We start from the raw sequence: 25211 nt of genomic DNA, 5'->3' as shown, positions 1-25211 counted from the left end.
GGGCCGGACGCCGCCAGCCGTGACACCGGCGGCGGCCCCCGGCGCCCGCTCATCGCGCGGTGTGCGTCCGAACCTGGCCTTGTACGCATTCGAAAAGTGCGGCCCCGACGAGAAGCCGCAGGTCAGACCGACCTGCAGGATCGACTGGCCGCTTTGCAGCAGCAGTCGCCGCGCGCGCTGCAGGCGCAGCTCCAGGTAGTGCCGCGAGGGCAGCGTGTCGAGGTGGCGCTTGAAGAGCCGCTCCAGCTGCCGGCGTGACACGCCGCACAGTCGCGCCACATCCTCGGTCGGCAAGGGCTCGCCCAGGTTGGCTTCCATCAACGCCAAGGCCTCGCGCAAGGTCGGGCTGGCCGCCTGGCCCAGGCGTCCGGGCCGGGGCTGAGCCTCGGACGCGGCCCGGACACGCTCCAGGCCCAGCAGCGGCGCGAGGTCGGGCAGCACCTGATCGCCATGACGCCTCGTCAGCCAGGCGACCAGGGCGTCCATCAGCGCGGCGCCGCTGGTGGCCGTGAGGATCTCCGCGGCGGATTCAGCGCCGGATGTCCCGCTGGATGTTGCAACAGGAACGGCGGCAATGCCTGCCCAGAGTTGGGTGGTCCAGATGACTGCGGGGAACTCGCCCTGCAACGCATCGGCGCTGCTCCAGGGACAGGCCGCGCGGCGGCCGTCCAGAAGGCCGGCTCTGGCCAGCAGGCTCACCGCGCTGCCGCTGGCGCACAGGGCGCTGCCGCTTCGGGCGAGCTCGCGCAGCGCGGCACACAGGTGCGGCAGCTCGGCGTCGTCCCGGACGGCGCCGTCGAAGCCGCTGTCCACATGCGCGTCCTGACCGATGATCACCACCACGCCCCAAGGCTTGTGGACACGCAAGGCCTCGGTCTCCACCCGAAGGCCGGCGCTGCCGGCGACCGGACCGCCGCCCAGCGACAGCACGCTCGGGCCGAGCAGATAGGGCTGGTCCAGCAGGTCGGCCGCGGCCTGCAGGGTGGATAGCGCCGCCCCCAACGCCAGCGCGGAGAACCCGGGCAGGACCAGGGCGGCGGTCGGCGCGTAGCGGGAGTCACTCATGGGAACGAATCGGCATGGCGGCACTGTAATCGCCGCCGCGCTTCACCACCCCACCCATTGCGGCGCCAGGCTGGGGATCGCCAGCATCGTCAGCGCCAGCGCGACGAAGACCAACTGCAGCGGCAGCATCCATCGCACCCAGCGGCCGAAGGGAACGCGCGCCAGGCTCAGCACGCCCACGGTGATGCCCGAGGTCGGGATGACAGGCGTGCTCAGCTCGCCGAACTGGAAGGCCAGGATCGCGCTCTGCCGGCCGACCTGCACCAGGTCGCTCAGCGGCGCCATCACCGGCATCGTGAGCGCGGCCTGTCCCGTGCCGCTGTGGATGAAGAAGTTGATGACGGACTGGATGCCGTACATCTTGTGCAGCGAGAAGACCGCCTGCTCGGACGCTACCCAGGGCGCCAGGCCGTGCAGCATCGCGTCGATGATCTGCGCGTCGCGCATCAGCACCACCGTGCCCTTGGCCAGCGCGATGATCAGCGCGGTGCCCGCGAGGTCCTTGGCGCCCGTCAGGAAGTGTCGCACCCAGGCGTCCTGCCCCATCCGCGCGATCAGGCCGACGACGATCGCCATCGCAAGAAAGATCGCGGCGATCTCCTCGATGTACCAGCCGAAGTGCACCACGCCGACGATCATCGCGCCCAGCGTCGCGGCGAAGCTCAGCAGCACCAGGCGCTGCGTCCCGTCGACACCCGTGAACGACGCGATCGCCTCCAGGTCCAGCGCGGCGCGCTTGTGCTCGTCGTCAGCGAAGCAGGGACTGGACTCGGGCCGCTGGCGGATGCGACGCGCGTGCCACATCAGAAAGGCGATGGTGACGCCGGTGAACACGACCCAGCACACGAACCGGTAGCCCAGCCCCGAGAACAGCGGCACGCCGGCCAGCCCTTGCGCGACGCCCACGTTGAACGGGTTGAGGAAGGCCGTGGCGAAGCCCACCTGCGAGCCCAGGAAGGGGATGGCCACGCCGATGAAGGTGTCGTAGCGCAAGGCCAGCGCCAGCGGCACGAAGATCAGCACGAAGGGGATGGCCTCCTCCGCCATGCCGAAGGTTGCCCCGCCCAGGGAAAACAGCGTGACGAAACCGGGGATCAGCAGGGCGCGCACCAGCGCCGATCGATGGTGCGCCTTGGCCACCGCCTTGATCAGCGCATCGATCGCTTGCGTGGCCTGCAGCACCGAGAAGGCGCCGCCCACGATGAGCACGAAGCCGATGATCAGGCCGGCCTCGACGAAGCCCTTGATCGGCGCCATCAGCACCGCGGCCGGGCCCTGCGGCTGGCTGGCCACCACCTGGTAGCGGGTCGGGTCGATGACCGGCTTGCCGTCCACCAGCGTGGTCGCGTACCGGCCGCCCGGGACGAGCCAGGTAGCCGCCGCGATCAGCACCAGCAGCGAGAAGATCAGGACGAAGGTGTTGGGCAGGCGAAGCGTCTTGGGGATCATCGTGAACTCACAGCGACAACAACTTGCCGGACCGGAACGGGGTCGGACCGGCGATCTTGCCCAGGCGCAGGCCGCGCGTGGCCCAGCGCCGGGCGACGCGTGCGAACAAGGTCCCGTCGACCTCCGCGATCACCGGCTCGCGGGCGCTGGTGGCGGGATCGACGATCTCCGCCACGCACTCCCCTGCCTTCACCCGATCGCCGAGGGCGCGATGGAAGACGAGGATGCCGCTCGCGCCCGCGATCAGCGGCTGCACGCCCTCCAGCGGCGTCGCGGCGCAGCGCGGCTGAGGCAGCGCGGGCACGTGGCCCTGGTCGCGGCCCAGGATGTGGCCGGTATCTTGGAGGAACTCCACCAGCGCCGTCGCATCCTGGATCGCCAGGGCGTCATCCACGTCGGTCTCGCCGCGCAGCTCGACCGTGGCGGCGAAGCAGCCCGCCACCGAGATCGGGCGATCGTCGAAGCGCTCCGCCAACTCCCACCAATGGCGCGACAGGGACTCGTCAAAGGGGTCGTCGCCCGAACAGGCGCACAGCAGCAGCGCCTGGGCGCGCAGACGTCTGGCCAGCTGTGCGGCAAGCTCGGCCTGCGGCGTGCCCGCGTAGACATGCAGGGTCGCCTCGTGGTCGCAGTGCAGGTCCAGGACGATGTCGGCATCGATGGCCAGCGACTGCAACAGCCGCTTGAGCGCGTCCGTCTCGGTCGCTGGCACGAGCTCGGCAAGCGCCCGCCCCGCTGCCTCGCGGATCAGCCGGGTGTTGGCCGACGCGTCGTCGGTCCAACGGTCGCCCACGCCTGCGCCGATGCGATCCGTCAGATGCTGGAACTGCCGGTTGAAGTTGATGCCCGAGGCCATGTCGAAGCGACCGTGGTGCGCGCCCTGCAGCGACTGCGACAGCCCGATCGGGTTGGCCATGGGCACGAGGACGATCTCGCCGGGAACGGCTCCGGCCTCGTCGAGTTCGGCCAGCAGCGTGCGCAGGTGGTGCGCCACCAGCATCGGCGGCACCTCGTCCGCATGCAGCGAGGCTTGCAGATAAGCCTTGGCGCCGGTGCGCCGCTGCCCGAAGTGAAGACTGCAGAGCGCGCGGCGCGTGCCGTGCGAGGCGCTCGGCAGTTCGTGGTGACGCTGTTCCATGCTCATCGCTCCCCGGCGGAGGGGGCGGGAGGCGCGTCCAACACGGGCGCGATCGGCTCGTACAGCGGCGACGCGACCCGGACCGGCCTGACATCCAGATGGACGTTGACCACGGTGTAGTCCTCGCCGCCGAATGCGCCGGTGAACCAGCCGCGCGTGTCCGCGCCCTTGTACAGGCGGAACTCGAATGCCGTAGGCGCGTCCCTGCCACGAGCACCGTCCGGTCCTGGCTTCAGCCGCGCGGCCAGCCCGCGCAGCTCCGCGGCCGGGCCGTCGAGCAACTGGGCCATCGCCTGCACGATCGTGTTGTCGCCCACGATGTCGGCGTAGAACGGCTCGTCCTTGAAATAGGGTTTGAAGTCGGAGGCCCCCGGATCCAGGACGCTGCTGGCGCGCTTCTCGGCGGACGCGGTGACCGCGCCCGTGCGCAGGTCGATGCGATCCCCTCGGTCCAGGTAGCTCAGGCGCGCGTTCTCGAGGTTGAAGGCGCCCAGGCGCGGATCCGTCCTCGCTTCACGGAGGTCGACGAACAGCGCGCCCCGTGCGCCGATCACCTCGGCTTGATCGGCATGGATGACGGCGGCGCTGTTCTCCTCGACACCCAGTCCCGCGCGATAGCCCTTGGCCAGCATCAACGGCAGCATGCGGCCGATGCGGCCGCGCTTGAGGAAGTGCTGGTCGATGAAGAGGTCCGGCCCGACGAAGCCCAGGCCGCGGTCGATCTCCACGCCCTCTCTCAGGCCGCCCTGCATGACACCGAGCACGTCCTGCGCGTCGCGGAACATCACCCGGCTCATGATCGCCGCGCCCGCGCTGGTGCCGGCGACGACGCCGCCGCGGCGATAGACCTCCCAGATCGCTTCGAGCATCGGCGTGGGCCGCCCCTGCGGTTGCAGCGTGTCCACGATCAGCTCCTGGGCGCCGCCCGAGAAGAAGACGCCGGTGGCGCCACGCACGCGCGCCAGCAGCGCCGGGTCGCGCACGGCGGCCTGCAGCGCGTCCGGCGCCAATCTCGGGGTGACCGGCACCGCCTCGGCCTGGGCGCCGCGGCGGCGCAGCGCCTCCACGATCTGGGCGGCGGCGCGCTCCGGATTCGCGGCCGCGGTGGCGAACACGGCGAAGCGCGCGCGGCGTCCGCCGGCCTCGTCGACGATGCGCTGCCACACCGCGTCGTTGTCGAACTTGAGCGCGCCGCCGATCACGATGGCGGTCTGCGCCTGGGCGGTCGAGGCCGCCGCGGTGAGGGCAAGAAGGGCCAGCGCCCTGCGAATGGAACTGCGGGATGGATGCATGCCGCGATGGTGCGGGGCGGCCGGCCGGATCACGTCAGGGTTGCCCCGTGGCCGCGCCTTGCATGCAAGCCGATGTCGCAATCCCGCAAACCGCGGCGCGTGCGCGCCACGGGTCGTGCGCCGGGCTTGCAGCGAAGCGACGCGCGCTTGCATCGGTGCGACCGCCCCGCCAAAACCCGATGTCCTGCGGTGGACAGCGACTTCTAGAGTGCTTCGCAAGGACGGCCGAGAAGCCGACCTGCGCTTCCCCAACTCTTCGAGGCCCCACATGATCACGACACAGGTTCCGCGTCCGCACGTCATCGCGCTCGCCGCCGCTCAAGCCGCCACCCTGCTCCTGGCCACCGCCGCGGTCGCGGTGCAGGCACAGGAGACCGGCAGCCAGACGCTGGAGCGGGTGGAGATCACCGGCTCCAGCATCAAGCGCCTGGAGGGCGAGACCGCCCTGCCCGTGCAGACGATCAAGCGCGAGGACATCGCCAAGACCGGCGCCACCACGGCCGCCGAGCTGATGCGCAACATCAGCGGCAACGCCGCCGGTCTGACCGACGGCGCCAGCATCAGCGACAACAACGGCGGCCAGCGCGGCTTCAATGGCGCGAACCTGCGCGGCATCGGCGTGTCCAGCACGCTGGTGCTGCTCAACGGCCGGCGCCTGGCCAACTTCGCCTCGCCCGGCGACAGCGCCGGCGTGGACCTGAACAACATTCCCGCCGGCGCGATCGAGCGCGTGGAGATCCTCAAGGACGGCGCCTCGGCGATCTACGGCACGGACGCGATCGGCGGCGTCATCAACTTCATCACCCGCAAGGATTACCGCGGCGTGGACCTGAATGCCTCCTTGTCCGGCACGCAGGAGGGGGGGGCGGGCAAGCGGACCGCCTCGGTGGCCGCGGGCTACGGCGACCTCGGCCAGCAGGGCTTCAACGTCTTCGGGGTGCTGGATGTGCAGAAGCTGGACGCGCTGCGCTCGACGCAGCGCGACTTCCTCAAGGAGCGGCCGCTGTCCGAGCTGCTGCCCTACTACATGTCCAGCCGCCCCTACCCCGCGAACCTGCGCCTGTCCGGCAACGCGGCCACCCGCGCCGCGCAGCTGGCGGCGATCAACGCCGCCGGCTACACGATCGGCGGCAAGCCCTTCACCGACCGCACCGTCAACCTGTTCGCGCCGAGCTGCAATCCGCCGGCCAGCGTCTTCACGCCCGGCACCCAGACCTGCGGCTACGACTACATGGCCGACACCGAGATCTATCCCGATGCCAGCAAGACCAGCTTCCTCGGACGCGGCGTGCTCAAGCTCGGGGATCGCAGCCAGGCCTTCGTCGAGATCTTGCGCAGCCAGGCCCGGACGACCTATGTGCTGTCGCCCAACCCGACCAACTTCAGCGGCGTGAGCGTCGCCGCGCTCAACCAGAACCTGCCGCGTCCGATCAACTACAGCGGCACGGTCGAGGTCCGCATGCGGGCCACCGAACTGGGCAACCGCTCCAACGAGGTCACCAGCGATGCCGAGCGCTACGTCGCCGGCGTCACGGGCAGCTTCGCCAACGACTGGGACTACACGGTGGCGGCGAGCTACGCGAGGAACAAGTCGCAGGACAAGTACGTCAACGGCTACTTCCTCTTCGACCAGCTCGATGCCGGCGTGAAGAGCGGCCTGATCAATCCGTTCGGGCCCTCGTCCGCGGCGGGCAAGGCGCTGATCGACGCCATCCGCGTCAACGACGTGGCGCGCAGGTCCAGCGGCATCACGCAAGGGCTGGATGCGAAGCTCACCGGATCGCTGATGGAGCTGGCCGGCGGGCCCTTGGGTGTCGCCCTTGGCGCGGAGCTGCGCCGCGAGAGCCAGAGGTTCACGCCCTCGGCGCTGCTGGTCTCCAACAACATCGGCGGCGACCGCGACAGCTCGCTGGACCCGGGCGTGCCGGACACCTCGCTCAAGGCCACAAGCAACGGTCGCAACATCGCCTCGGCCTACACCGAGCTGAACGCCCCGCTGAGCAAGGAACTGGAGTTGCAGGCCGCGCTGCGCTTCGATCGCTACCAGGGCGTGGGCAGCACCACCAACCCCAAGCTGGGCGTGCGTTATCAGCCCAGCCGCCAACTGCTGCTGCGGGCCTCGGCCGGCACCGGCTTTCGGGCCCCCTCCTTCAGCGAGCTGTATCGGCCCACCAGCTATGGCTCCAGCCCGGCTTTCATCTATGACAAGGTGCTGGACAGCTTCGACCAGTGGGCCACCCGCAAGGAGGCCAATCCCAACCTGAAGCCGGAGCGCTCGCAGCAGTTCTCGGCCGGTCTGGTCGTCGAGCCGGCACGCGACATCAGCCTGAGCCTGGACTACTGGCTGATCAAGAAGCGCGACGTCATCAGCGACCTGTACGAGAAGACCATCCTGGAGAACCCCGAGCGCTACGCCCCGTACATCGAGCGCAACGAGTTCGATGAGCCCACGATCGTGCTGCGCAAGGAGAACCAGGGTCGCCTGAAGACCTCGGGGCTGGACCTGGAGGCCAACCTGCGCAGCGGCGCCGGCGCCTGGGGACGCTTCGCCCTGAACCTGAGCGGGACCTACATCCTCGAGTACAAGCGCCAGTTCGGGCCGCTGGAGCCCTACGTCAGCAATGTCGGCCGCTTCCTCAACGATCAGGTCATCCAGCGCTGGCGCCATCGCGCCTCGGTGGACTGGGAGTTCGGCGACATCAACCTGACCCTGGGCAACACCTTCTACGCGGGCTACCGGGATGACAGCTACCTGCCCGACACGGCGCCGCGCCGGGTCAAGGCCTACTCGCTGTGGGACGTCTCGGGCGCCTGGAAGGTCAACAAGATGCTGCGCGTGCGCGCCGGCATCCAGAACCTGGCCGACACCGCGCCGCCCTTCTCCAACCAGAGCTACTACTTCCTGTCGACCTACGACCCGACCTACACCGACCCGCGCGGCCGGACCTTCTATGCCAGCGTGAATCTGTCGTTCAAGTGAGCGCGGGGCGCCGGGCCGTCGGCAGCCGGCGCCCCAGGCCCGCGCCGGCCGTGCGCCCACCAGCATGCGGGCACACGGCGGCGCGGGCAGATCGCGATCAGAAGTCCGCGCCGACGGGAGCGGCAGTCTCCTTGCTCTCCTTGGCCTCCTGCGCCACGGTGGCGTCGGTGGTCAGGATCAGCCCGGCGACGGAGACCGCGTTCTGCAGCGCGGTGCGCGTGACCTTGGTCGGATCGATCACGCCCATGGCCAGCAGATCGCCGTACTCGCCAGTGGCCGCGTTGTAGCCGTGGCTGCCCTCGGCGCGCGCCACCCGGTCGACCACGACCGAGGGCTCGTCGCCCGCATTGGCGCTGATGGCCCGCAGCGGCGCTTCCAGCGCCCGTCGCACGATGCCGATGCCGGCATCCTGGTCGGCATTGGCGCCGATCAGGTCTTTCAGCGAAGCGCGAGCGCGCAGCAGCGCCACACCGCCGCCGGGCACGATCCCCTCCTCGACCGCAGCGCGGGTGGCATGCAGCGCGTCGTCCACGCGGTCCTTTTTCTCCTTCATCTCGACCTCGGTCGCCGCGCCGACCCGGATGACCGCCACGCCGCCGGAGAGCTTGGCCAAGCGCTCCTGCAGCTTCTCACGGTCGTAGTCGGAGGTGGCGTTCTCGATCTCCGCCAGGATGGTCTTGCGACGAGCCTCGAGCTGCTCCGCCTGGCCGGCGCCATCGATGATGGTGGTGGCGTCCTTGTGGATGTCCACCCGCGCCGCGCGACCCAGATCGGCCAAGGTGGCCTTGTCCAGCTGCTTGCCGACTTCCTCGGCGATCACCGTGGCGCCCGTCAGCACGGCGATGTCCTGCAAGATGGCCTTGCGGCGGTCGCCGAAGCCCGGTGCCTTGACCGCGGCGACCTTGAGCACGCCGCGCATGCTGTTGACCACCAGCGTCGCGAGCGCTTCGCCGTCGACGTCCTCCGCCACGATCAGCAGCGGCCGGCCCGCCTTGGCGACCTCCTCCAGCACCGGAAGCAGCTCGCGGATGCTGGAGATCTTCCTGTCGCACAGCAGGATGGCGGGATCTTCCAGCACCGCGCTCTGCTTCTCGGGGTTGTTGATGAAGTACGGGGACAGATAGCCGCGATCGAACTGCATGCCCTCGACCACATCGAGCTCGCTGTCCAGGGACTTGCCGTCCTCGACGGTGATCACGCCTTGCTGCCCGACCTTCTGCATGGCCTGCGCGATCAGGTCCCCGATGGCCGGATCCGAGTTGGCCGACAGCGCGCCGACCTGCGCGATCTCCTTGCCGGTCGAGCAGGGCTTGGATTGCGCCCTGAGCGCCTCGACGACGGTTTCGCAAGCCCGGTCGATGCCTCGCTTGAGGTCCATGGGATTCATGCCGGTGGCCACGAGCTTCATGCCCTCGTTGACGATGGCCTGGGCGAGCACGGTGGCCGTGGTGGTGCCGTCGCCGGCGACGTCGCCGGTCTTGGACGCCACCTGCTTGAGCATCTGCGCGCCCATGTTCTCGAGCTTGTCGCGCAACTCGATCTCCTTGGCGACCGACACGCCGTCCTTGGTGATCACCGGGGCGCCGAAGCTGCGCTCCAGCACCACGTTGCGACCCTTGGGACCGAGCGTGACCTTGACGGCCTCCGCCAGCGTGTTGACGCCCTTGACGATACGGGCGCGGGCTTCGTCACGGAAATGGACTTCCTTGGCAGCCATGGTGGTACTCCTTGAATCTCCTTGAAATGGATGGATGAAGCGATGTGCGGGTAGCCGCCTCAGGCGGCCTTGAGGGAGGGCTTTGCGCCGGGGCCGGTGTCGATGACGCCCAGCACGTCTTCCTCGCGCAGGACCAGAAGCTCCTGATCGTCGAGCTTGACCGTCTGGCCGGCGAACTTGCCGAAGAGCACACGGTCACCGGACCGGAGCTGCAGCGGCCGCAGCGAGCCGTCCTGCAGCAGCCGGCCCGTGCCCACGGCGACCACCTCGCCCTGCTCGGGCTTCTCCGCGGCGGTATCGGGAATCACGATGCCCGAGGCGGTCTGACGCAGCGGATCGATACGCTTGACGATGATCCGGTCGTAGAGGGGACGGATTTGCATCTTGGGACTCCTTTCAGATGGCAGATGATTGACAAGAGGGTCGGGCACCGAGGGCCCGACGGTTCAGCGAACTGGCGACGGCGCGATCGTTTTCAAGACCCGCCCTCGCGTCCTCGACAGCGGCCACGTGCGCTTCGCGCACCGAGCGGTCACAGCAGGACGATGCGGTCGATGCGGCCGAGCTGATAGCGGCTGCGCGAGATCCGCGTGCCCACCGCCGCGCGGGGCGCCACCGGGCAAGGTGGCAGGCGGCGGCCATCCGGCAGCAGGCTGTCGTCCTGGCCTGCCGAGCCCCACAGGCCATCGGCCACGGGGCGGAATTCCCAGCGCACGTAACCCAGGCGGGCCGCCGTGTCGCGCAGGTCGGTGCGATCCGGCGCCTGCGCCACGAGGTGCGAGTCGTCCTCGGGGTCGATCGGGTTGTCTCCGAAAGCTTGGCGGCAGGCCACGGCCTCGCTGGCGGAAGCGCCCGCCCTGTTGCACCCTCGCCGCTCTTCCCGCAGCAGATGCCAGGCGCCGAGCTGCCAAGCCGCATCCAGCATCTGCTCATCGAGCTGTTCCAGCCGGCTCCAGGGCTGGTTCAGCTGCAGGGCGGAACTGGGCAACGGCGCGCGCCGCAAGGACCCGGCCCCTGTCGCCGGGGCCGACGAGGCGGCCGACGATGGGCCAGGCGGGGAGGGCGAGCGCTGTCGCTCGTCGGTCGCGAAACCGTGCCAATGGAGCAGAAGCAGCATCGGAGACGATCTGCGCGCAAGCGTGCTGAGCACGACGGCGGCCAGGGGCCTGCGCAAGATCGCCACCTGCTGCCGAATGATGTCGAGGATCATGGTCGGCGGAGGGAACTCGGACAGACGCGGACGATTTTTACGCAGGCGTCCGGGGAGAATCAAGGGGTCGCGCGTCGCCCGCGTCGCACCAGGTCTCCGGCCATCGTGAGCCAGCGTCGGCCGTCCTCGCGAACCGGCGTCAACAGGCCCTTGGCCTCCAGTCGACGCTGGACGTCTTCGCTGACGATGCGGCCACCGGGCGCCTGCGGGATGAAGTACAGCGCCTCACGCTCCTCGGGCGTGAGTTCCATGTCATCGGCTGTCATTGGCTGTCACCGGGAATCAGGAGTTGTCATCACGGCGGGGGCGCCGCCAGTCCAGGCGAGCCAGATAGGTGCCGCCGTGGCCGACTTCAATGCCAGCGGGCTCGTCGGGCGGGTGATCCGATCCGCGTCCGGCACCGTACATGCCCGATGACGACCATTCCCGTCCCCCCGCCGTCCGTAGGCCCTGCACGGGTCGGCAGCGCCCGTGATGGCCGCGAGGCCGTGCGTTCGCTGGTCATCGTCCTGGGCGATCAGCTGGATGCGGCAAGCTCGGCATTCGACGACTTCGACCCGGGTCGCGATCTGGTCTGGATGGCCGAAGTGCGTGAGGAGTCCACGCATGTCTGGTCCAGCCGTATCCGCATCGCTCTTTTTCTGGCCGCGATGCGGCACCACGCCTTGGCGCTGCGATCCATGGGCCGGCGAGTGGACTACGTGCGCCTCGGCGATGCGGGCAATGCGGGCAGCCTGGCCGGCGAGCTCCGGCGGGCGCTGGCGCGGTGGAAGCCCGCGCGCGTGCTGATGACCGCCCCCGGTGACTGGCGCGTGCTCAAGGCCTTGCGCAGCGCCGCGAGCTCGGCGGGGTACGCGATCGAGGTCCGCGACGACCGCCACTTCTTCTGCACCGTGCGCGAGTTCAGCGCCCTTGCCGAGGGCCGCCGGAGCCTGCGCATGGAGCCCTTCTATCGGCAGATGCGGCGTCGGCACGACGTGCTGATGAACGGCGACGAACCGGTGGGCGACCGCTGGAACTTCGACGCCGAGAACCAGCGGCCTTTCCCGCCCGGTGGGCCGGGTTTCCTGCCCGAGCGCCTGCGCGTGGAACCCGACGATCTGACACGCGAAGTGCTGACCATGGTCGAGCGCGAGTTTCCCGATCATCCAGGCACGCTGTCGGACTTCGACTGGCCGGTCACGCGCGAGCAGGCCTTGCTCGCCATGGATCGCTTCATCACGGACCGGTTGCCCGAGTTCGGTCAATGGCAGGACGCCATGTGGCCGCAGACGCCCTGGCTATGGCACGCGCAGCTGTCCGCCGCGATGAATCTCAAGCTCCTCGGCGCCCGCGAGGTGGTCGCGCGCGCCGAGCAGGCATGGCGGGACGGCCATGCTCCGCTGGCCACCGTCGAGGGCTTCATCCGGCAGGTGCTCGGATGGCGCGAGTATGTGCGCGGCGTCTACTGGACCCGCATGCCGGCCCTGGCGAGCGGCAACGCGCTCGGCGCCGAGGGGACGCTGCCGGGCTTCTACTGGACCGGCGATACCGAGATGGCCTGCCTGGCCGACGCGCTGCGGCAGACCTTGCGTCTGGGCTATGCCCACCACATCCAGCGGCTGATGGTCACGGGTCTGTTCGCGCTGCTGCTGGGCGTACGCCCCGACCGGGTGCACGCGTGGTACCTGGCCGTCTATGTCGATGCGGTCGAATGGGTGGAACTGCCCAACACGCTGGGCATGAGCCAGTTCGCCGATGGCGGGCAGATGACGAGCAAGCCCTACGTCGCCAGCGGCAAGTACATCGAGCGCATGAGTAGCGGCCGACACTGCGCGCGCTGCCCATATCGTCCTGATCTGCGGACCGGCCCGGACGCCTGTCCGTTCACCACGCTGTACTGGGACTTCCTGCTGCGCCACCGAAGCCGCTTCTCGACGCATCCGCGCCTGGGGGCGCAGGTCCGGCACCTGGAGCGCCTGTCGGACACGGAGGTCCAGGCCATTCGCGGCCAGGCGCGACAACTGCGCGAGCGCTGTTCCGCCCATTAGCGCGGGTGGCCGCGGCCCTCAGGTCGATCCGGCCGATCCGGCTGGATGCGCGTGTTCATCGGTCCTGTGAGCCATCGCACACAGCGTAACGATCTGCATCTTCCTGATCCGGCGCGGGGCCATTCGCGTACGAGAGGCGCGTCCGGAAGCGCTCGCGCCAGACCGGATCGCCATGACACCTACCAGGAGATCCACCATGATTCGTCTATTCAAATGGGTGCTCGCGGCTGCGACTGTCTCCACTTTGCTGACCGGCTGTGGCGGGGACGACGATCCGACGCCGACGCCGACGATCGCCCAGGCGGCACAGAGCGGCGGCTTCACCGCCTTGTCGGCGGCGGCGACCAAGGCGGGGCTGGCGTCGACGCTGGCGGACAGTTCAGTGTCGCTGACAGTCTTCGCGCCGACCAACGACGCTTTCGCCAAGTTGGCGACCCAACTGGGGTTCGCCAGCGCGGACGCCATGATCACGGCGCTACCCGCGTCCACGCTGGCCAGCATCCTGCAGTACCACGTGCTCGGCATGCGCAAGACCGCGGCCGAGCTCAGCGCCGGCGGCGCCACCCAGGCCACCCTGTACAAGTTCGACGGCTCCGCCGCGGTCCTGAACCTGAGCTTCTCGGGGGGCGTGACGGTCCAGGACGCGGCGCTCACCATGGCGCGGGTGAGCACCGCCGACGTGATGGCCAGCAACGGTGTCATTCACGCCATTGACAAGGTCCTGGTGCCGCCGGGCCTGCTGAACATCGTCCAGATGGCGCAGGTCAATCCGCTCTTCGACACCCTGGTAGGCGCGGTGGTGAAGGCCAACCTGCAGACGACACTCAGCGGCGCGGGCCCCTTCACCGTTTTCGCGCCGACGCACGATGCGTTCGCCGCGATCGCCACCACCGTGAACGGCTTGTCGACGCAGCAACTGAGCGATGTGCTGATCTATCACGTGCTGGGTAGCCAGGTGTTGTCGGCCAACATCCCCTTCGGCACGCCGGTCACCACCGTGCTCGGGCAGTCGATCACGATCAACGCCGGCACGCCGCCGACGATCACCGACTCGACCCATACGCAAGCCAAGATCGTCGCGGTGGATGTCCGTGCGAGCAACGGCGTGATCCACGTGATCGACAAGGTGTTGATTCCCAACCCACTGTGACGCCCCCCGACTGACGTCGCAGATTCGCGATCAACGCCGCGCGACCGTCGTCCTCGCGGAGCAAGCGGGCTGCCGCCCCTCGCCCCGCAGCCCTTTCCATGGACGGCTCACCCCTTTACACCGTCGCGGTGCGCGAGCTCTACGAGTTCACCGCCAAGCACGGCGATCTGGACCTGCGCTTCACACCTTCGCCGTCCGCGGAGGAAGGCGTGGCCGGACATGCGCTGGTGCAAGGACGGCGCGGCGCGGGTTATCGCAAGGAGGTCCCGCTGCAGGGGCGGCACGGCGAGCTCGTCGTGCGTGGCCGGGCGGACGGCGTCGACGCGGCACGCCGCCGCGTCGGGGAGATCAAGACCTTTCGCGGCTCCCTTGACCGCCAGCGACCCACGCATCGGCAACTGCATTGGGCGCAGATCAAGGTCTACGGCTGGCTGGTCTGCAGCTCGGAAGGCTGGGACGCGGCCGAGCTCGCGCTGGTCTATCTGGATCTGGGCAGTCAGGAAGAGACGGTGCTCGTCGAGCGCTGCACGGCCGAGGACCTGCGCCTGCATTTCGAGGCCCACTGTGAGCGGTTCATGGTCTGGGCGTCGGCGGAAGTCGCGCGTCGGCGGCAGCTCGACGCGGCGCTGGAGGCGATGCGTTTTCCCTTCGGAGACTTTCGCCATGGACAGCGGCCCTTGGCGGAGGCGGTGTTTCGCGCCGCCACGCGGGGTCGGTGCCTGATGGCGCAGGCCCCGACGGGCATCGGCAAGACCATGGGCACGCTGTTCCCGATGCTCAAGGCCATGCCGACGCAGCACCTGGACCGCGTGTTCTTTCTGACGGCCAAGACCTCGGGACGACAGGCCGCGCTCGATACGCTGGCACAGGTGCCCGCGCCGCTGCGCGTGCTGGAGTTGGTCGCGCGCGACAAGAGCTGCGAGCATCCCGACCGCGCCTGCCATGGCGACTCCTGTCCGTTGGCCAGGGGCTTCTACGACCGGCTCCCGGCAGCGCGCGCCCAGGCGCTGCAGGAGCAGGCATCGGCTGAGGTCGCGCTGACCCGGGACGCGGTGCGCCAGGCCGCTCTCTCGCAGGGCGTGTGTCCGTACTACCTGAGCCAGGAGCTGGCGCGCTGGGCGGACGTGGTCGTGGGCGACTACAACTACTACTTCGACCATGGCGGGCTCCTGCACGGGCTGACCCAGACGAGCCAATGGCGCGTGGGCCTGCTGGTGGATGAAGCGCACAACCTCGTCGAGCGGGGCCGCCGGATGTTCAGCGCGACGCTGCTGCCCAGGGACTATCACGCCGAGCTGCTCGGCCTGCCGCGGGACCACCTGTGGGTCGATGTCGAATCCCCCTTCCAATCGGCTCAACTGCAGGTGCACACCGCAGCGCACATCTCGACGCGCTACCGGGATCGGGCCCGCTCACTGGCCCCCATCGCGGACCTGATCGCCGAACAGTTCCATCAGGTGCCGGGCAATTACCTGGCGTTCCAGAGCAGCCATGAGTATCTGGAGCAGGTCGCCGATCTGCTGGCCCAGCGCCATCCCGGCGTGCCGCAGTGGCGGCAATCGCGCCGGATGAGCGAGCGAGGGCAGCGCGAGTTCCTCGAGCGATTCACCGACGACGGACGCGGCGTCGGCTTCGCGGTGCTCGGCGGTGCGTTCTCCGAAGGCGTGGACTTGCCAGGGCGGCGCCTGATCGGGGCGTTCGTGGCGACGCTGGGCATGCCGCAGGTCAATCCGATCAACGAGGCCCTGCGCGCGCGCATGGAGGCGCTCTTCGGCGCGGGGTACGACTACGTCTACTTCTATCCCGGGCTGCAGAAGGTGGTGCAGGCCGCGGGCCGGGTGATCCGCACGACCGAGGACTTCGGCGTGCTGCACCTGATCGACGATCGCTTCGCCCGCCCAGAGGTCCGGCGCTTGTTGCCGCCTTGGTGGTCTTCATCGGCGCCCCGATGGCCACGCGATCGGTCGATCGTTCACGGAGACGGTGATGACTAGCGACCACCGCCTGCATCTGCGTGTTCAGCGCCCGCGCAGATACCTCTGAAGCTTCAGTGCGTCGGCGGTGGCCGCGCCCGAGGCGGTGTTGTCGAAGACACACCAGACCTGCGTTCCCCGGGGCCAACACGCGATCGCGCGGGCCTTCTCGCGTACCCCGTCGTCCCCATACGCCGACCAGTACATCCGCGGCGCGCCGTGCCAGCGGTAGTAGACGACGGCGCCGCGTCCATCACCATGCTCCCCCAACCATCCTCCGGGATCGGCCGCCCCGACCGGTCGGGCAGGATCCGCTGCCACCCGGCCGATGCGCTCGTCGATGAGCAAACCGTTCGCGGCCTCGGTGAACCAGCTGGCATGGCGCGGCTCGCAGACGATGCCTCCGTCGAAGGCCTTGCGCAAGGCGCGGAAGAACGCCCGCGCGACGCGCGGCTCCAATGCCAGCGACGGCGGCAACTGCACGAGCAGCACGCCCAGTCGGTCGCCCAGACCCTGCAACGAGGCCACGAATGCGAACACCTCCCTGGCCGGGGTCTGCAACCGTGCCTCGTGCGTCATCGCGCGAGAAAGCTTCACGGAGAAGCGGAACGCGGGAGGTGTCTCGTCGGCCCAGCGAGCGAAGGTCTGCGGGCGATGGACCTTGCTGAACGTCGAATTGATCTCGGCACACGACAAGACCTGGGCGTAACGATCCAGTTGGCTGCCCGCTTGCGGGAAGGCGTCTCGCGAGGCTCTTGGCAATGCCCAGGCAGCCGTGCCGACAAGAACGGAGGGAGGGAACGACATGGCGGCTTGTGAGCAAGGACCATGCCTCGCGCGGGTATCCACCTTGCCATCCAGACGGACTTCGACCTCCACCGCCCTCTTGATCGCGAATGTTCGACCTTCAAGTCAATGCCTGGGAGTTGCTGGCGCGAGCCGCGCTCATCTACCTCGCGCTCTTCGTCATGGTCCGCGTCTCCGGCAAGCGGACCGTCGGTCAGTTCACGCCCTTCGATCTCCTGGTCGTCATGCTGCTCAGCGAGGCGGTCAGCAACGGGCTCAGCGGCGGAGACGACTCGGTCGTCGGCGCCTGGATCCTGGCCGCGGCGCTGATCGTCATGAACGGTTTGCTGGGCTTCTTCAGCTCGCGCAGCAGGCGCCTGGAGCGACTGCTCGAAGGCTGCCCGGTGCTGATCGGGCGGGACTCCCAGTGGTTCCCCGACGTGCTGAGTCGACACCGCCTGAGTCTCGCCGATGCGGAGAAGGCACTGCGCGAAGCGGATTGCGCGCTGCGGGACCTCAAGCTCGCCATCCTCGAGACCGACGGCAGCATCAGCATCGTCAAGAAGTAGCGCGTCATTTCGCCAAGCGGCGCCGCGATGCGTCGGCGTATGGCGTCGGCGTGATGCGCGCCTTCACATGCTCCCTCATCCATTGCAAGGCGAGCTCCTTTTGCTGCACGGACTCCGCCGCCGTGCAGTCGCTCGGCACCCAGACCCGGTGGCCACGCACGTAGGCGTCCATGGCCGTGCTCTGCACGCAATAGTCCGCGGCCAGGCCGGTGATGACCAGCTCCCGCGCGCCCAGCTCCTCCAGCAACAACGCCAGCGGCGTCTGATAGAAGCCCGAGTGCCGCGGCTTGAGCACGAACAGGTCGCCGTCCTTGGGCGCCAACAGACGCGCCAGCTCCGCCGCGGCGCCGCCCGATCGGCGGCACTCCCGGATCAAGACCGACACGTCCGAGCGCCACTCCCCGAAGTTGTCGTTGACATAGACCGTGGTCCACCCGTCGCCGCGACAACGCCGTTTGAACGCCGCCGTCGCGCGGGCGGCCTCGACGGCCTGGGACGCGATCGCCTCCGCGCCTTCGAAGCGCAAGGGATTGATGAAGTCGACGAGCAACAGCACCCGTCGGGACGTCGAGAGCGTGGAAGCGCGGACACGCGCGCCGCGGGAGGGCGTCATGGCGATCGTCCCGGAAGTCGATGCGAGGAATCGAGCAATCGCCGTTCCTCGTGGGCATCGAGCTTGCCAAGCAGCTTTCATCCTTCCACTCCCACAACGCCAGGAGCCTCCATGCCCAGCACGACCACCAGCACCGCGGCCCGCAAGACGACCGCCCGCCGCGCCTCGAGCAAGACCCCCGACGCGATCGCGCTGCTGCGCGCGGACCACAAGAAGGTCAGCGAGTTGTTCGACCAATTCGAGAAGGCGCGCAGCACGTCCCGCAAGCGCGATCTGGTCGCCCAGATCTGTCTGGAACTCACGGTCCACGCGCAGATCGAAGAAGAGATCCTCTATCCCGAGGTCCAGGCCGCGCTCAAGGACAAGGAACTCGTGCCCGAGGCCCGCGTCGAGCACCAGAGCATCAAGGACCTGATCGCCGCCGTGCGGGATGTCGAGCCCGGTGGCGAGGACTACGACGCCAAGGTCACCGTCATGGGTGAATGGGTCAAGCACCACGTCAAGGAGGAACAGAACGAGATGTTCCCCAAGGCGAAGCAGTCGCGCCTGGACCTGGTCGAGATGGGCGAGCGCCTGCGCCAGCGCAAGGAGGAACTGATGGCGGAGCAGCAGCGCCATTGAGCCCCCGATGCCCCGAGCTCGCGAACGAGGCTCGGGGTCATCGCGAGGCCGGCGCCACGGTCACGCGGCGGTCGGCCTCACGAGGGTCGGCCGACGTGCGCTCACACCCGGGGCGGGTCGGTCTCCCGATCGAAGTGGCGGGGGCCTCCCAGGTCGGTGATCAAGGCGTGTACGCCCTCCTCCGCCGTCGTCGCCAAGTGGATCCCCGGCGCCGCCACGGGAGACAAGGCCGGGCCGAGTCCGGCCGCCTCCAGCAGCCGCACGCCCTGCCCCAGCGCCAAGATCGGCTTGCAGTGGCGGAACTGGTCGCGGATGAACTCGAAGACATGGGCGTCACGATGCAGCGCCTCGATCGCCTCGTCGCCGTCGGGCAGCACCAGCGCGTCGAAGAGGAAGCCGGGTTCGTTCTCCAGCGACACGTCGGCCTGAATCGCCACGCCGTCCGAGGTCGCCACCGGACCGACGCGTGTCGCGGCGTAGCGCGGCACCGCGCCTTGCTCGAACAGCGCCGCCTGCACGGTCGACATCGCCTGACCGGCCACGCCCTCCGCCACCAGGATCACCACCTTGCGCCCCGCGATCGAGCCATCGCCGGGTCGTGCCGTGAGCGACAAGGCCGGGGACGTCTGGACCTCCGGCTTGGGCGGCTTGCCGATGGCCAGCGGCATCGGCTCGGGCAGCGGCATGTTCAGCCCCTCGGCCACGCGGGCCGCGAGCTCCTCCGACGCGTTGCGGAGAGAGGCCACCATCCGCTCGCGGATCGCGGGCACGGTCACCTTGCTGAGCTCGAAGCGGAAGGCGGCCGCGATGTGGGCCTGCTCCGGCGGGGTCTGGCTCTCGTAGAACAGGCGCGCCTGGTTGTAGTGCTCGGCGAAGAGCTCCGGCTTGGCGCGGACCTTGGCCTGATCCTCGCGCGCCTGCAGCCGCGCCGCCACCGACGTGAAGCCCTGCGCCGCCCCGGCCTGGAACGGGCAGCCCCCGCCCAGGGAGTTGGGCTCATAGGCCACGCGCCCGCGATGAATCGCCTGCCGATGCATGCCGTCGCGCTGGTTGTTGTGCACGGGGGCAATGGGCGAGTTGATCGGGATCTCGTGGAAGTTGGGGCCGCCGAGCCGGCTGATCTGCGTGTCCACGTAGGAATGGATGCGGCCCGCGAGCAGCGGATCGTTCGAGAAGTCCAGTCCCGGAATGATGTTGGCCGTGCAGAAGGCGACCTGCTCGGTCTCCGCGAAGAAGTTGTCCGGGTTGCGGTCCAGCACCAGGCGTCCCACGGGCCGCACCGGCACCAGCTCCTCGGGCACGATCTTGGTCGCGTCCAGGATGTCGAAGCTGAACCTGGCCGCCTGTTCCTCGGTGAAGACCTGCAAGCCGAACTCGTACTCCGGGAAGGCGCCGCTCTCGATGCGCTCCCACAGGTCGCGGCGGTGGAAGTCCGGATCGGCGCCGGAGATCTTCACTGCCTCGTCCCACACCAGCGAGTGCGTGCCGGCCTTGGGCGACCAGTGGAACTTCACGAAGACCGACTCCCCTGCTTCGTTGACCATCCGGTAGGTGTGGACGCCGAAGCCCTGCATGGTCGCGTACGAGCGGGGGATCGCGCGATCGCTCATGACCCACATCAGCATGTGCGTCGACTCGGGCATCAGCGACACGAAGTCCCAGAAGGTGTCGTGCGCGCTGGCGGCCTGCGGCATGCCGTGATGCGGCTCGGGCTTGACCGCGTGGACCAGGTCCGGGAACTTCATCGCGTCCTGGATGAAGAACACGGGCATGTTGTTTCCCACCAGGTCCCAATTGCCGTCGTCCGTGTAGAACTTGACGGCAAATCCGCGCACGTCCCGCGCAGTGTCCTTGCTGCCGCGCTCGCCCGCGACGGTGGAGAAGCGCACGAACACCGGCGTGCGCTTGCCCGCCTCGCGGAACGGCGCGGCCTGGGTGAGATCGGGCAATGCCTCGTAGGCCTCGAAGTAGCCATGCGCCGCCGAGCCGCGCGCATGCACGATGCGCTCGGGGATGCGCTCGTGGTCGAAGTGGGTCAGCTTGTCGCGGAGGATGAAGTCCTCCAGCAGCACCGGGCCGCGCGTGCCGGCCTTGAGCGAGTTCTGGTTGTCGGCGATGCGCACGCCCTGGTTGGTCGTCAGCGGCTGACCCGAGGCGTCGACGCGGACCCGGTCCAGGGAGCCGATGGTGGCGTTGCGGCCCTCGGGCGCCTGCGTGCCGGTCTTGTCGCTGGTCTGCGATTCGGAGAGCGTGCTGGCCGAGGGAAGTCGCGAGGGGAAGGTCGCGGTCGCGCCGGCGGGCGGGTTCTGGCCATTGGCCGCGCCGTGCTCGGCGGCCTTGGTCGCGTTGAAGGCGAGCGCCCGCGCGGCGGACTGGGTCTGCACCGCCTTCTGGAGCGCGGGATCGTCGTCGCCGTCGACGGCCCCTTGAGCGGGCCCGCTGTCGGTGTTGCGGTCGGCGGCCTTGGCGGCGGTGGTCGACGTCGTGCGCGGTGCCTTGGCGGGAGCGGCAGGGGCGGAGGGCTTCTTGGCCATGGGGTCCTCGTCGGTCGATGAAGGGAAGGTCCACGGGATGCGTAGCAGGCGACGCTCCCGGGCTCCCCATCGGACGCCATGTACGAAACACCTTCGCAGCCAGCAAACGCTCGAAGCCTTCTGTACCTGAAGGGTCACCCGCTCAAGCTCCTGGACCGGCCGTTGTGTCGCGGAGGACCTCGCCGCGCACTTGACCTCCTCAGCCAGCGGATGAACGCCGCTGCGCGCTGCGTCGCGACCCCAGCAGCCGCGCCGCCTCCGTCAGCATCGGCGTCATGACCGCCCAGCCGACCGCCAGAACGGCCATGGCAAGCGGCGTGTCGGAGAACTGGCCCGCCCCAAGCCGCACCGCGGCCAGATACGACATCGGCCCGCCCACCGCGCCCAGCGCGGCCGCGACGAGTGGCCGCCCGTGCAACCAGGACAGCGGCCCCCTCAGCAAGGTCGCGAACAAGGCCCATAGCGCAAGGATCCACACCGGCGCCCATTGAGGCAGAGATCCGGGCGCGGCATAGCGCACCCAGCCCGCGCGCAGCATCCAGGTGTCCCAGGCCAAGCCGATGAGGACGGCCAGAGCGGTCAGCATCAGCACCTCGGCACGCCGATCGCTCAGGACCAGATTGACGAGCACGACCCCAGCGGCCGCCGCGACGCCCCACATCGCCTGATCGTGCGCCGCCCCGAGCACGCAGGCGAACCAGGCCGCCTGGAACACACAGAACTGAGCGAGCGCGATGAGAAGTCGCTTTGGCCGAAATGGCGAGCGAGAGGCTCGATCCGGCGTGTCAAGGGAGGTCATGCGTGTTTGATCGAGCGAGTCCGCCAAGCTGGCCAAGTCCGACCGGCGGATCCTTCATCGGGTTGTGCCCTCTCTACGGCGGCGCGACCGATTCGGATCAGTCCCGCGCGGCGACAAGCATCCACTCGAAATGAGGAAGGTTTTCCTGCCGTGTGCCCTGGATCGCGGAGGTGCTCACGACGGTCGGGGCCGCTCATCGGTGCGTTCGATCCCCTTTTTCCCGTGGTCGGACGGCGCGACGGACCGGCCGCCGTCCACCTGCACCGCATAGGCGATCGCGGCCTTGATGCGAAGCGCCACGCGGGTTCCCGATTCCCCATGCCGATCGAACTCGATGTCCGCGCCGATCTGCCGCGCCCGTTCGACCATGCTCCGCATCCCGAAGTGCCCGGACGCCAACGCCTGAGCCAGCTTCACGGCGTCCAGGCCAACCCCGTTGTCCCGAATCTCGACGGTCAGCCAACGGCGGCCATGGTCCAGGTGGACGCCAACCTCGGTGGCGTGCGCATGCTGCGCGGCGTTGAAGAGCGCTTCCCCCACGATGTGCAGCAGCTCGTCGAAGACCCCGGGACGCAGGCTTCTGGCGGGCCCCTTGCTCTCCACCGTGACCAAGGTCGTCGGTGCAAACGGGTGGTCCTGGATGAGGCGCCTCGTCGCCTGCTCCAGATCGCCGTGGCCGGCGCCCGCGCGTCGCAGACCTTGAAGCCGGTCGCGGCTGTCGCTCAGGACGGACTGGGCACGCTCCACGACCTTGTTCAGCTCCTGCTGAATCCGCGCATCCGGTCGCCACCGATCGGCCACCGACTGGAAGTGCAGAAGCAGCCCCTGCACACTCTGCAGCAGCGTGTCGTGCATGTCTCTCGAGATGCGCTCCCGTTCGCGCAGGCGCTCGGCATCCCGATCGCGGATGCGGGCCAGGACCTGTCGCATTCGCAGGATCGAGACGACGCCGATGAGCACCATCACGGCGAGAGCGACACCGAGCTTGAACCCCAGAGTCTGGGTGAAGGTGGCCGGGATCGTGATGGCGACCGTGGCGGGCAGCTCGCTCCACAAGCCATCGTTGTTGCTGGCGCGGACTTCGAACCGGTAGTCGCCCGGCCGGAGATCGGACAACACGATCTGACGCTGCGGCGTCGACGCGGACCAGGCATCGTCGGCCCCGAGCAGGCGATGGCTGAAGCGCACCCGCCCCGGCACCGTCAGGCTGAGCGCGGTGTAGGCGACCTGAGCCGTGGTCGTGCCCGCGGGAAGCTCGACATGGGCGCCGAGCACGATCGGCCGACCGTTGACCTCGATCGCGCGCACGACGACCGGCGGCGGCACCGGATTGGGGGCCAGCGCCTCGGGAGCGATTCGGACGACATTTCGCCGGGTCAGGAACCACACGCGCCCGTCGCCTCCCACGGCGACCTGCGCACCCGGGGCCTTCTGCACGAAGCTGTTCAGTCCGTCCTGGAATCCGAGCACGCGATGAGGCGGATCGCCCCCACCCCGCAGGGCCCGCGCCAGATCACCCGACTTCAGTTGCACGATGCCCGCGTCGCCGATCGCCCAGGTCTCGCCCTGCGCCGTCTGCGCCAATCCGTTGAGCGACGAGGCCCAGGGGGCGACCGCCTCCGACAGCAGCGCCGCGGCCGGGTCGCCTTGCAGGGCCATGCCTTGACTGCCGCTCACCACGATGCCGCCGTCCGTCGCGAGGAGCCCCTCGATGCCACCCGCCTTGGACTGCGTCGCGTCCAGTGCCATGAACGGCAGCACGCCTGGAGGAGGCCGCTCGCGGAACAGGACGACCGCGCGGCCATTCGCGTCCAGGGTGATATTGGCCGGCAGCGACGGCGACGGGACCGGCTCATCCCATCGTTGCCAGGCGCCTCGGAACCAGTACAAGCCCCGGTCCAGCGCGGGCATCCACAGCCGGCCCTCGCGGTCCTCGGCGCAGCCATAAGCCATCGTCCCGACGGGCTTCGCACGGCGCTCCACAACGCCGGCGTCGAAGCGCAGGACACGATCGCCCAGGACCAGCCACACGCCCCCCGCCTTCGCCGCGCAGAGCGCCTCGGCCGGCGTCTGGTTCGCCAGGACCTGCCGCGGCGCCTGTCCAGGCAGGATCGCGTGAAGCGACTGGGCATCGGCCACGTAGACCGCGCCGTCGTCCGCGGCCGCCATGCGATAGCTCGTGGGCGAGTTGCGCGGGAGGTCGGGGTCGACGACGACAGGGGCCGATCGAAGCTGGTCCAGGCCGAGCTCGGTGCCGATCCAGAGGTTGCCTTCGCGATCCTGGAACAGCGCGCGGGTCTGGTCGGAGGTCAGTCCCGCGCTGGCGTTGAACGACGCGACCGCGCGCGAGGTGGCCTCGCCCGCGGCAGGGCGCGGATCCGGCGCGCGGATCCGCCGCACGCCGCTGTTCCAGGTCGTCGTCCAGAGATCACCTTGCCGATCAAACAGCATCCGGGTCCCGCCAGTCGGTGTGGGATGCGCGAAATGCGGCAGACCTTCCATCGCTCCGCCGACCATCCGCATGCCCTTGGCATCGGAGATCCAGAGGTGGCCCGCGGCGTCCTCGGTCAGGCTCGCGCGAGGTCCGACGCCCTCCCCGCTCAACTGGAAACGCGGCTCGCCCGGGCGTCGATAGGCCAAGGCGTGGGAGAGCACGACCCAGATCGTCCCGTCGCGCGCGACGTGCAAGTTCCAGGCGGGCTGCTCGGGCAGGCCACTCTCGGGTCCGAACTCCTGCCAGTGGCCTTGAAAGAACCGCGCCAGCACCTGCGTGCTGCGGCCCCCGCGCGCCACCCAGACGCCGCCCTCGGCGTCCTCCTCGATGTCGGTGACCTCGCGCGAGGGATGCGGCATTCGCGCGTCGTCCAGCCGGCCATCGCGGTAGACGGCCACGCCCCGCCCTCGCGCCAATCCGACCCAGAGATCGCCGGCCCGCGCGGCCTGAAGGCTGGAGACCACCAGCCGCTGCGGGGAGGCCCCGCCCATGCGGATGGGCTCGAAGCTCACGCCGTCGAACTGGAACAGCCCTTCGACGCTTCCGATCCACAGGAAGCCATCTCTGGTCTGGGTGATCGAGTTGATTCGGCTCGGCGCGCCCCGTTCAATGGCCCACGACTCGTGCTTGAACTCCGCCAGCGCGGGGGGCATGGGCGCCGCTCCCGCGGCGAGCCACCAGATCGCAAGGAGTCGCGGCGCCAGCCACCGCCATGGCCGCCACGCCACGAATCGCCGAGGCGAAGTGGCAGCAGGAAGCTTGAGGGTCAGGCAGTTCATTGAAGGCGCGCC

19 protein-coding genes are annotated in these 25211 nt (G+C 69.2%); 6 read left to right on the top strand and 13 right to left on the bottom strand.

Annotation, left to right across the window (positions count from 1 at the left end; genetic code table 11):
* The 4 genes from MCHT01_RS27810 to MCHT01_RS08875 all read right to left on the bottom strand — a co-directional run.
* Positions 1-1065: GlxA family transcriptional regulator (locus tag MCHT01_RS27810; RefSeq protein WP_067064757.1), on the bottom strand; the 1065-nt coding region annotated here is incomplete at its 3' end.
* Between the two features lie 42 nt (positions 1066-1107).
* On the bottom strand, positions 1108-2514 hold the full coding sequence (locus MCHT01_RS08885; protein ID WP_067064755.1) for a YfcC family protein: 1407 nt from the start codon (positions 2512-2514) through the stop codon (positions 1108-1110).
* 7 nt (positions 2515-2521) lie between these two features.
* The gene (locus MCHT01_RS08880; RefSeq protein WP_067064752.1) at positions 2522-3652 is read right to left on the bottom strand and encodes a succinylglutamate desuccinylase/aspartoacylase family protein; all 1131 of its coding nucleotides are present in this window, start codon (positions 3650-3652) and stop codon (positions 2522-2524) included.
* A gap of 2 nt (positions 3653-3654) precedes the next feature.
* Positions 3655-4944: a cyanophycinase gene (locus MCHT01_RS08875; RefSeq protein ID WP_067064750.1), complete on the bottom strand. Its 1290-nt coding sequence runs from the start codon at positions 4942-4944 to the stop codon at positions 3655-3657.
* Between the two features lie 268 nt (positions 4945-5212).
* Here MCHT01_RS08875 and MCHT01_RS08870 point away from each other — a divergent pair, with 268 nt between their 5' ends.
* Positions 5213-7924: a TonB-dependent receptor gene (locus MCHT01_RS08870; protein ID WP_067064748.1), complete on the top strand. Its 2712-nt coding sequence runs from the start codon at positions 5213-5215 to the stop codon at positions 7922-7924.
* A gap of 97 nt (positions 7925-8021) precedes the next feature.
* Here MCHT01_RS08870 and groL read toward each other — a convergent pair whose 3' ends face one another.
* From groL to MCHT01_RS08850, 4 genes are all read right to left on the bottom strand, one after another.
* Positions 8022-9641, bottom strand: coding sequence for a chaperonin GroEL (groL, locus tag MCHT01_RS08865; RefSeq protein WP_067064747.1), 1620 nt, complete (start codon positions 9639-9641; stop codon positions 8022-8024).
* 59 nt (positions 9642-9700) lie between these two features.
* Positions 9701-10024, bottom strand: coding sequence for a co-chaperone GroES (locus tag MCHT01_RS08860; RefSeq protein ID WP_067064745.1), 324 nt, complete (start codon positions 10022-10024; stop codon positions 9701-9703).
* A 149-nt stretch (positions 10025-10173) separates the two neighbouring features.
* Positions 10174-10629 carry a hypothetical protein gene (locus tag MCHT01_RS08855; protein WP_067064743.1) on the bottom strand — a complete coding sequence of 152 codons (456 nt, stop codon included), beginning with the start codon at positions 10627-10629 and terminating at the stop codon, positions 10174-10176.
* A 281-nt stretch (positions 10630-10910) separates the two neighbouring features.
* The gene (locus MCHT01_RS08850; RefSeq protein ID WP_067064742.1) at positions 10911-11102 is read right to left on the bottom strand and encodes a hypothetical protein; all 192 of its coding nucleotides are present in this window, start codon (positions 11100-11102) and stop codon (positions 10911-10913) included.
* Positions 11103-11339: 237 nt separating this feature from the next.
* Here MCHT01_RS08850 and MCHT01_RS08845 point away from each other — a divergent pair, with 237 nt between their 5' ends.
* From MCHT01_RS08845 to MCHT01_RS08835, 3 genes are all read left to right on the top strand, one after another.
* Positions 11340-12881: a cryptochrome/photolyase family protein gene (locus MCHT01_RS08845; RefSeq protein ID WP_067064740.1), complete on the top strand. Its 1542-nt coding sequence runs from the start codon at positions 11340-11342 to the stop codon at positions 12879-12881.
* 196 nt (positions 12882-13077) lie between these two features.
* Positions 13078-14031 carry a fasciclin domain-containing protein gene (locus tag MCHT01_RS08840; protein WP_067064738.1) on the top strand — a complete coding sequence of 318 codons (954 nt, stop codon included), beginning with the start codon at positions 13078-13080 and terminating at the stop codon, positions 14029-14031.
* 98 nt (positions 14032-14129) lie between these two features.
* Positions 14130-16025, top strand: a complete 1896-nt coding sequence (locus tag MCHT01_RS08835) for a helicase C-terminal domain-containing protein (RefSeq protein WP_067064736.1) — start codon at positions 14130-14132, stop codon at positions 16023-16025.
* A 24-nt stretch (positions 16026-16049) separates the two neighbouring features.
* Here the strand turns inward: MCHT01_RS08835 and MCHT01_RS08830 are convergent, their stop codons facing one another.
* A complete protein-coding gene (locus MCHT01_RS08830) occupies positions 16050-16811 on the bottom strand; it encodes a DUF72 domain-containing protein (RefSeq protein WP_067064735.1) in 762 nt (253 codons plus the stop codon).
* Positions 16812-16900: 89 nt separating this feature from the next.
* Here MCHT01_RS08830 and MCHT01_RS08825 point away from each other — a divergent pair, with 89 nt between their 5' ends.
* Positions 16901-17359, top strand: a complete 459-nt coding sequence (locus tag MCHT01_RS08825; RefSeq protein ID WP_067064734.1) for a DUF421 domain-containing protein — start codon at positions 16901-16903, stop codon at positions 17357-17359.
* 4 nt (positions 17360-17363) lie between these two features.
* Here the strand turns inward: MCHT01_RS08825 and MCHT01_RS08820 are convergent, their stop codons facing one another.
* Positions 17364-17972 carry a cysteine hydrolase family protein gene (locus MCHT01_RS08820; RefSeq protein ID WP_067064733.1) on the bottom strand — a complete coding sequence of 203 codons (609 nt, stop codon included), beginning with the start codon at positions 17970-17972 and terminating at the stop codon, positions 17364-17366.
* Between the two features lie 111 nt (positions 17973-18083).
* Here MCHT01_RS08820 and MCHT01_RS08815 point away from each other — a divergent pair, with 111 nt between their 5' ends.
* Complete coding sequence (locus MCHT01_RS08815; RefSeq protein ID WP_067064732.1) at positions 18084-18593, top strand: hemerythrin domain-containing protein; 510 nt, start codon at positions 18084-18086, stop codon at positions 18591-18593.
* 101 nt (positions 18594-18694) lie between these two features.
* On the opposite strand, the gene MCHT01_RS08810 is transcribed toward MCHT01_RS08815, so the two are convergent.
* The 3 genes from MCHT01_RS08810 to MCHT01_RS08800 form a co-directional block, all read right to left on the bottom strand.
* Positions 18695-21127 carry a catalase gene (locus MCHT01_RS08810; RefSeq protein WP_067064731.1) on the bottom strand — a complete coding sequence of 811 codons (2433 nt, stop codon included), beginning with the start codon at positions 21125-21127 and terminating at the stop codon, positions 18695-18697.
* 199 nt (positions 21128-21326) lie between these two features.
* Positions 21327-21926, bottom strand: a complete 600-nt coding sequence (locus tag MCHT01_RS08805; RefSeq protein ID WP_067064726.1) for a DUF2878 domain-containing protein — start codon at positions 21924-21926, stop codon at positions 21327-21329.
* 174 nt (positions 21927-22100) lie between these two features.
* Positions 22101-25073: a sensor histidine kinase gene (locus MCHT01_RS08800; RefSeq protein ID WP_067064724.1), complete on the bottom strand. Its 2973-nt coding sequence runs from the start codon at positions 25071-25073 to the stop codon at positions 22101-22103.
* Positions 25074-25211: the final 138 nt, after the last annotated feature.

It is taken from the genome of Mitsuaria chitosanitabida ATCC BAA-476 = NBRC 102408, assembly GCF_001598255.1.
Classification (GTDB): Bacteria; Pseudomonadota; Gammaproteobacteria; order Burkholderiales; family Burkholderiaceae_C; genus Roseateles; species Roseateles chitosanitabidus.
The sequence above is the reverse complement of the archived record's forward strand: the minus strand, read 5'-3'. Positions and strand labels throughout refer to the sequence as shown.

Coding starts and splice junctions, on each gene's coding strand:
- MCHT01_RS08885 (WP_067064755.1), bottom strand. CDS start 2,514: ATGATCCCCAAGACGCTTCGCCTGCCCAACACCTTCGTCCTGATCTTC.
- MCHT01_RS08880 (WP_067064752.1), bottom strand. CDS start 3,652: ATGGAACAGCGTCACCACGAACTGCCGAGCGCCTCGCACGGCACGCGC.
- MCHT01_RS08875 (WP_067064750.1), bottom strand. CDS start 4,944: ATGCATCCATCCCGCAGTTCCATTCGCAGGGCGCTGGCCCTTCTTGCC.
- MCHT01_RS08870 (WP_067064748.1), top strand. CDS start 5,213: ATGATCACGACACAGGTTCCGCGTCCGCACGTCATCGCGCTCGCCGCC.
- groL (WP_067064747.1), bottom strand. CDS start 9,641: ATGGCTGCCAAGGAAGTCCATTTCCGTGACGAAGCCCGCGCCCGTATC.
- MCHT01_RS08860 (WP_067064745.1), bottom strand. CDS start 10,024: ATGCAAATCCGTCCCCTCTACGACCGGATCATCGTCAAGCGTATCGAT.
- MCHT01_RS08850 (WP_067064742.1), bottom strand. CDS start 11,102: ATGGAACTCACGCCCGAGGAGCGTGAGGCGCTGTACTTCATCCCGCAG.
- MCHT01_RS08840 (WP_067064738.1), top strand. CDS start 13,078: ATGATTCGTCTATTCAAATGGGTGCTCGCGGCTGCGACTGTCTCCACT.
- MCHT01_RS08835 (WP_067064736.1), top strand. CDS start 14,130: ATGGACGGCTCACCCCTTTACACCGTCGCGGTGCGCGAGCTCTACGAG.
- MCHT01_RS08830 (WP_067064735.1), bottom strand. CDS start 16,811: ATGTCGTTCCCTCCCTCCGTTCTTGTCGGCACGGCTGCCTGGGCATTG.
- MCHT01_RS08825 (WP_067064734.1), top strand. CDS start 16,901: ATGTTCGACCTTCAAGTCAATGCCTGGGAGTTGCTGGCGCGAGCCGCG.
- MCHT01_RS08820 (WP_067064733.1), bottom strand. CDS start 17,972: ATGACGCCCTCCCGCGGCGCGCGTGTCCGCGCTTCCACGCTCTCGACG.
- MCHT01_RS08815 (WP_067064732.1), top strand. CDS start 18,084: ATGCCCAGCACGACCACCAGCACCGCGGCCCGCAAGACGACCGCCCGC.
- MCHT01_RS08810 (WP_067064731.1), bottom strand. CDS start 21,127: ATGGCCAAGAAGCCCTCCGCCCCTGCCGCTCCCGCCAAGGCACCGCGC.
- MCHT01_RS08805 (WP_067064726.1), bottom strand. CDS start 21,926: ATGACCTCCCTTGACACGCCGGATCGAGCCTCTCGCTCGCCATTTCGG.
- MCHT01_RS08800 (WP_067064724.1), bottom strand. CDS start 25,073: ATGCCCCCCGCGCTGGCGGAGTTCAAGCACGAGTCGTGGGCCATTGAA.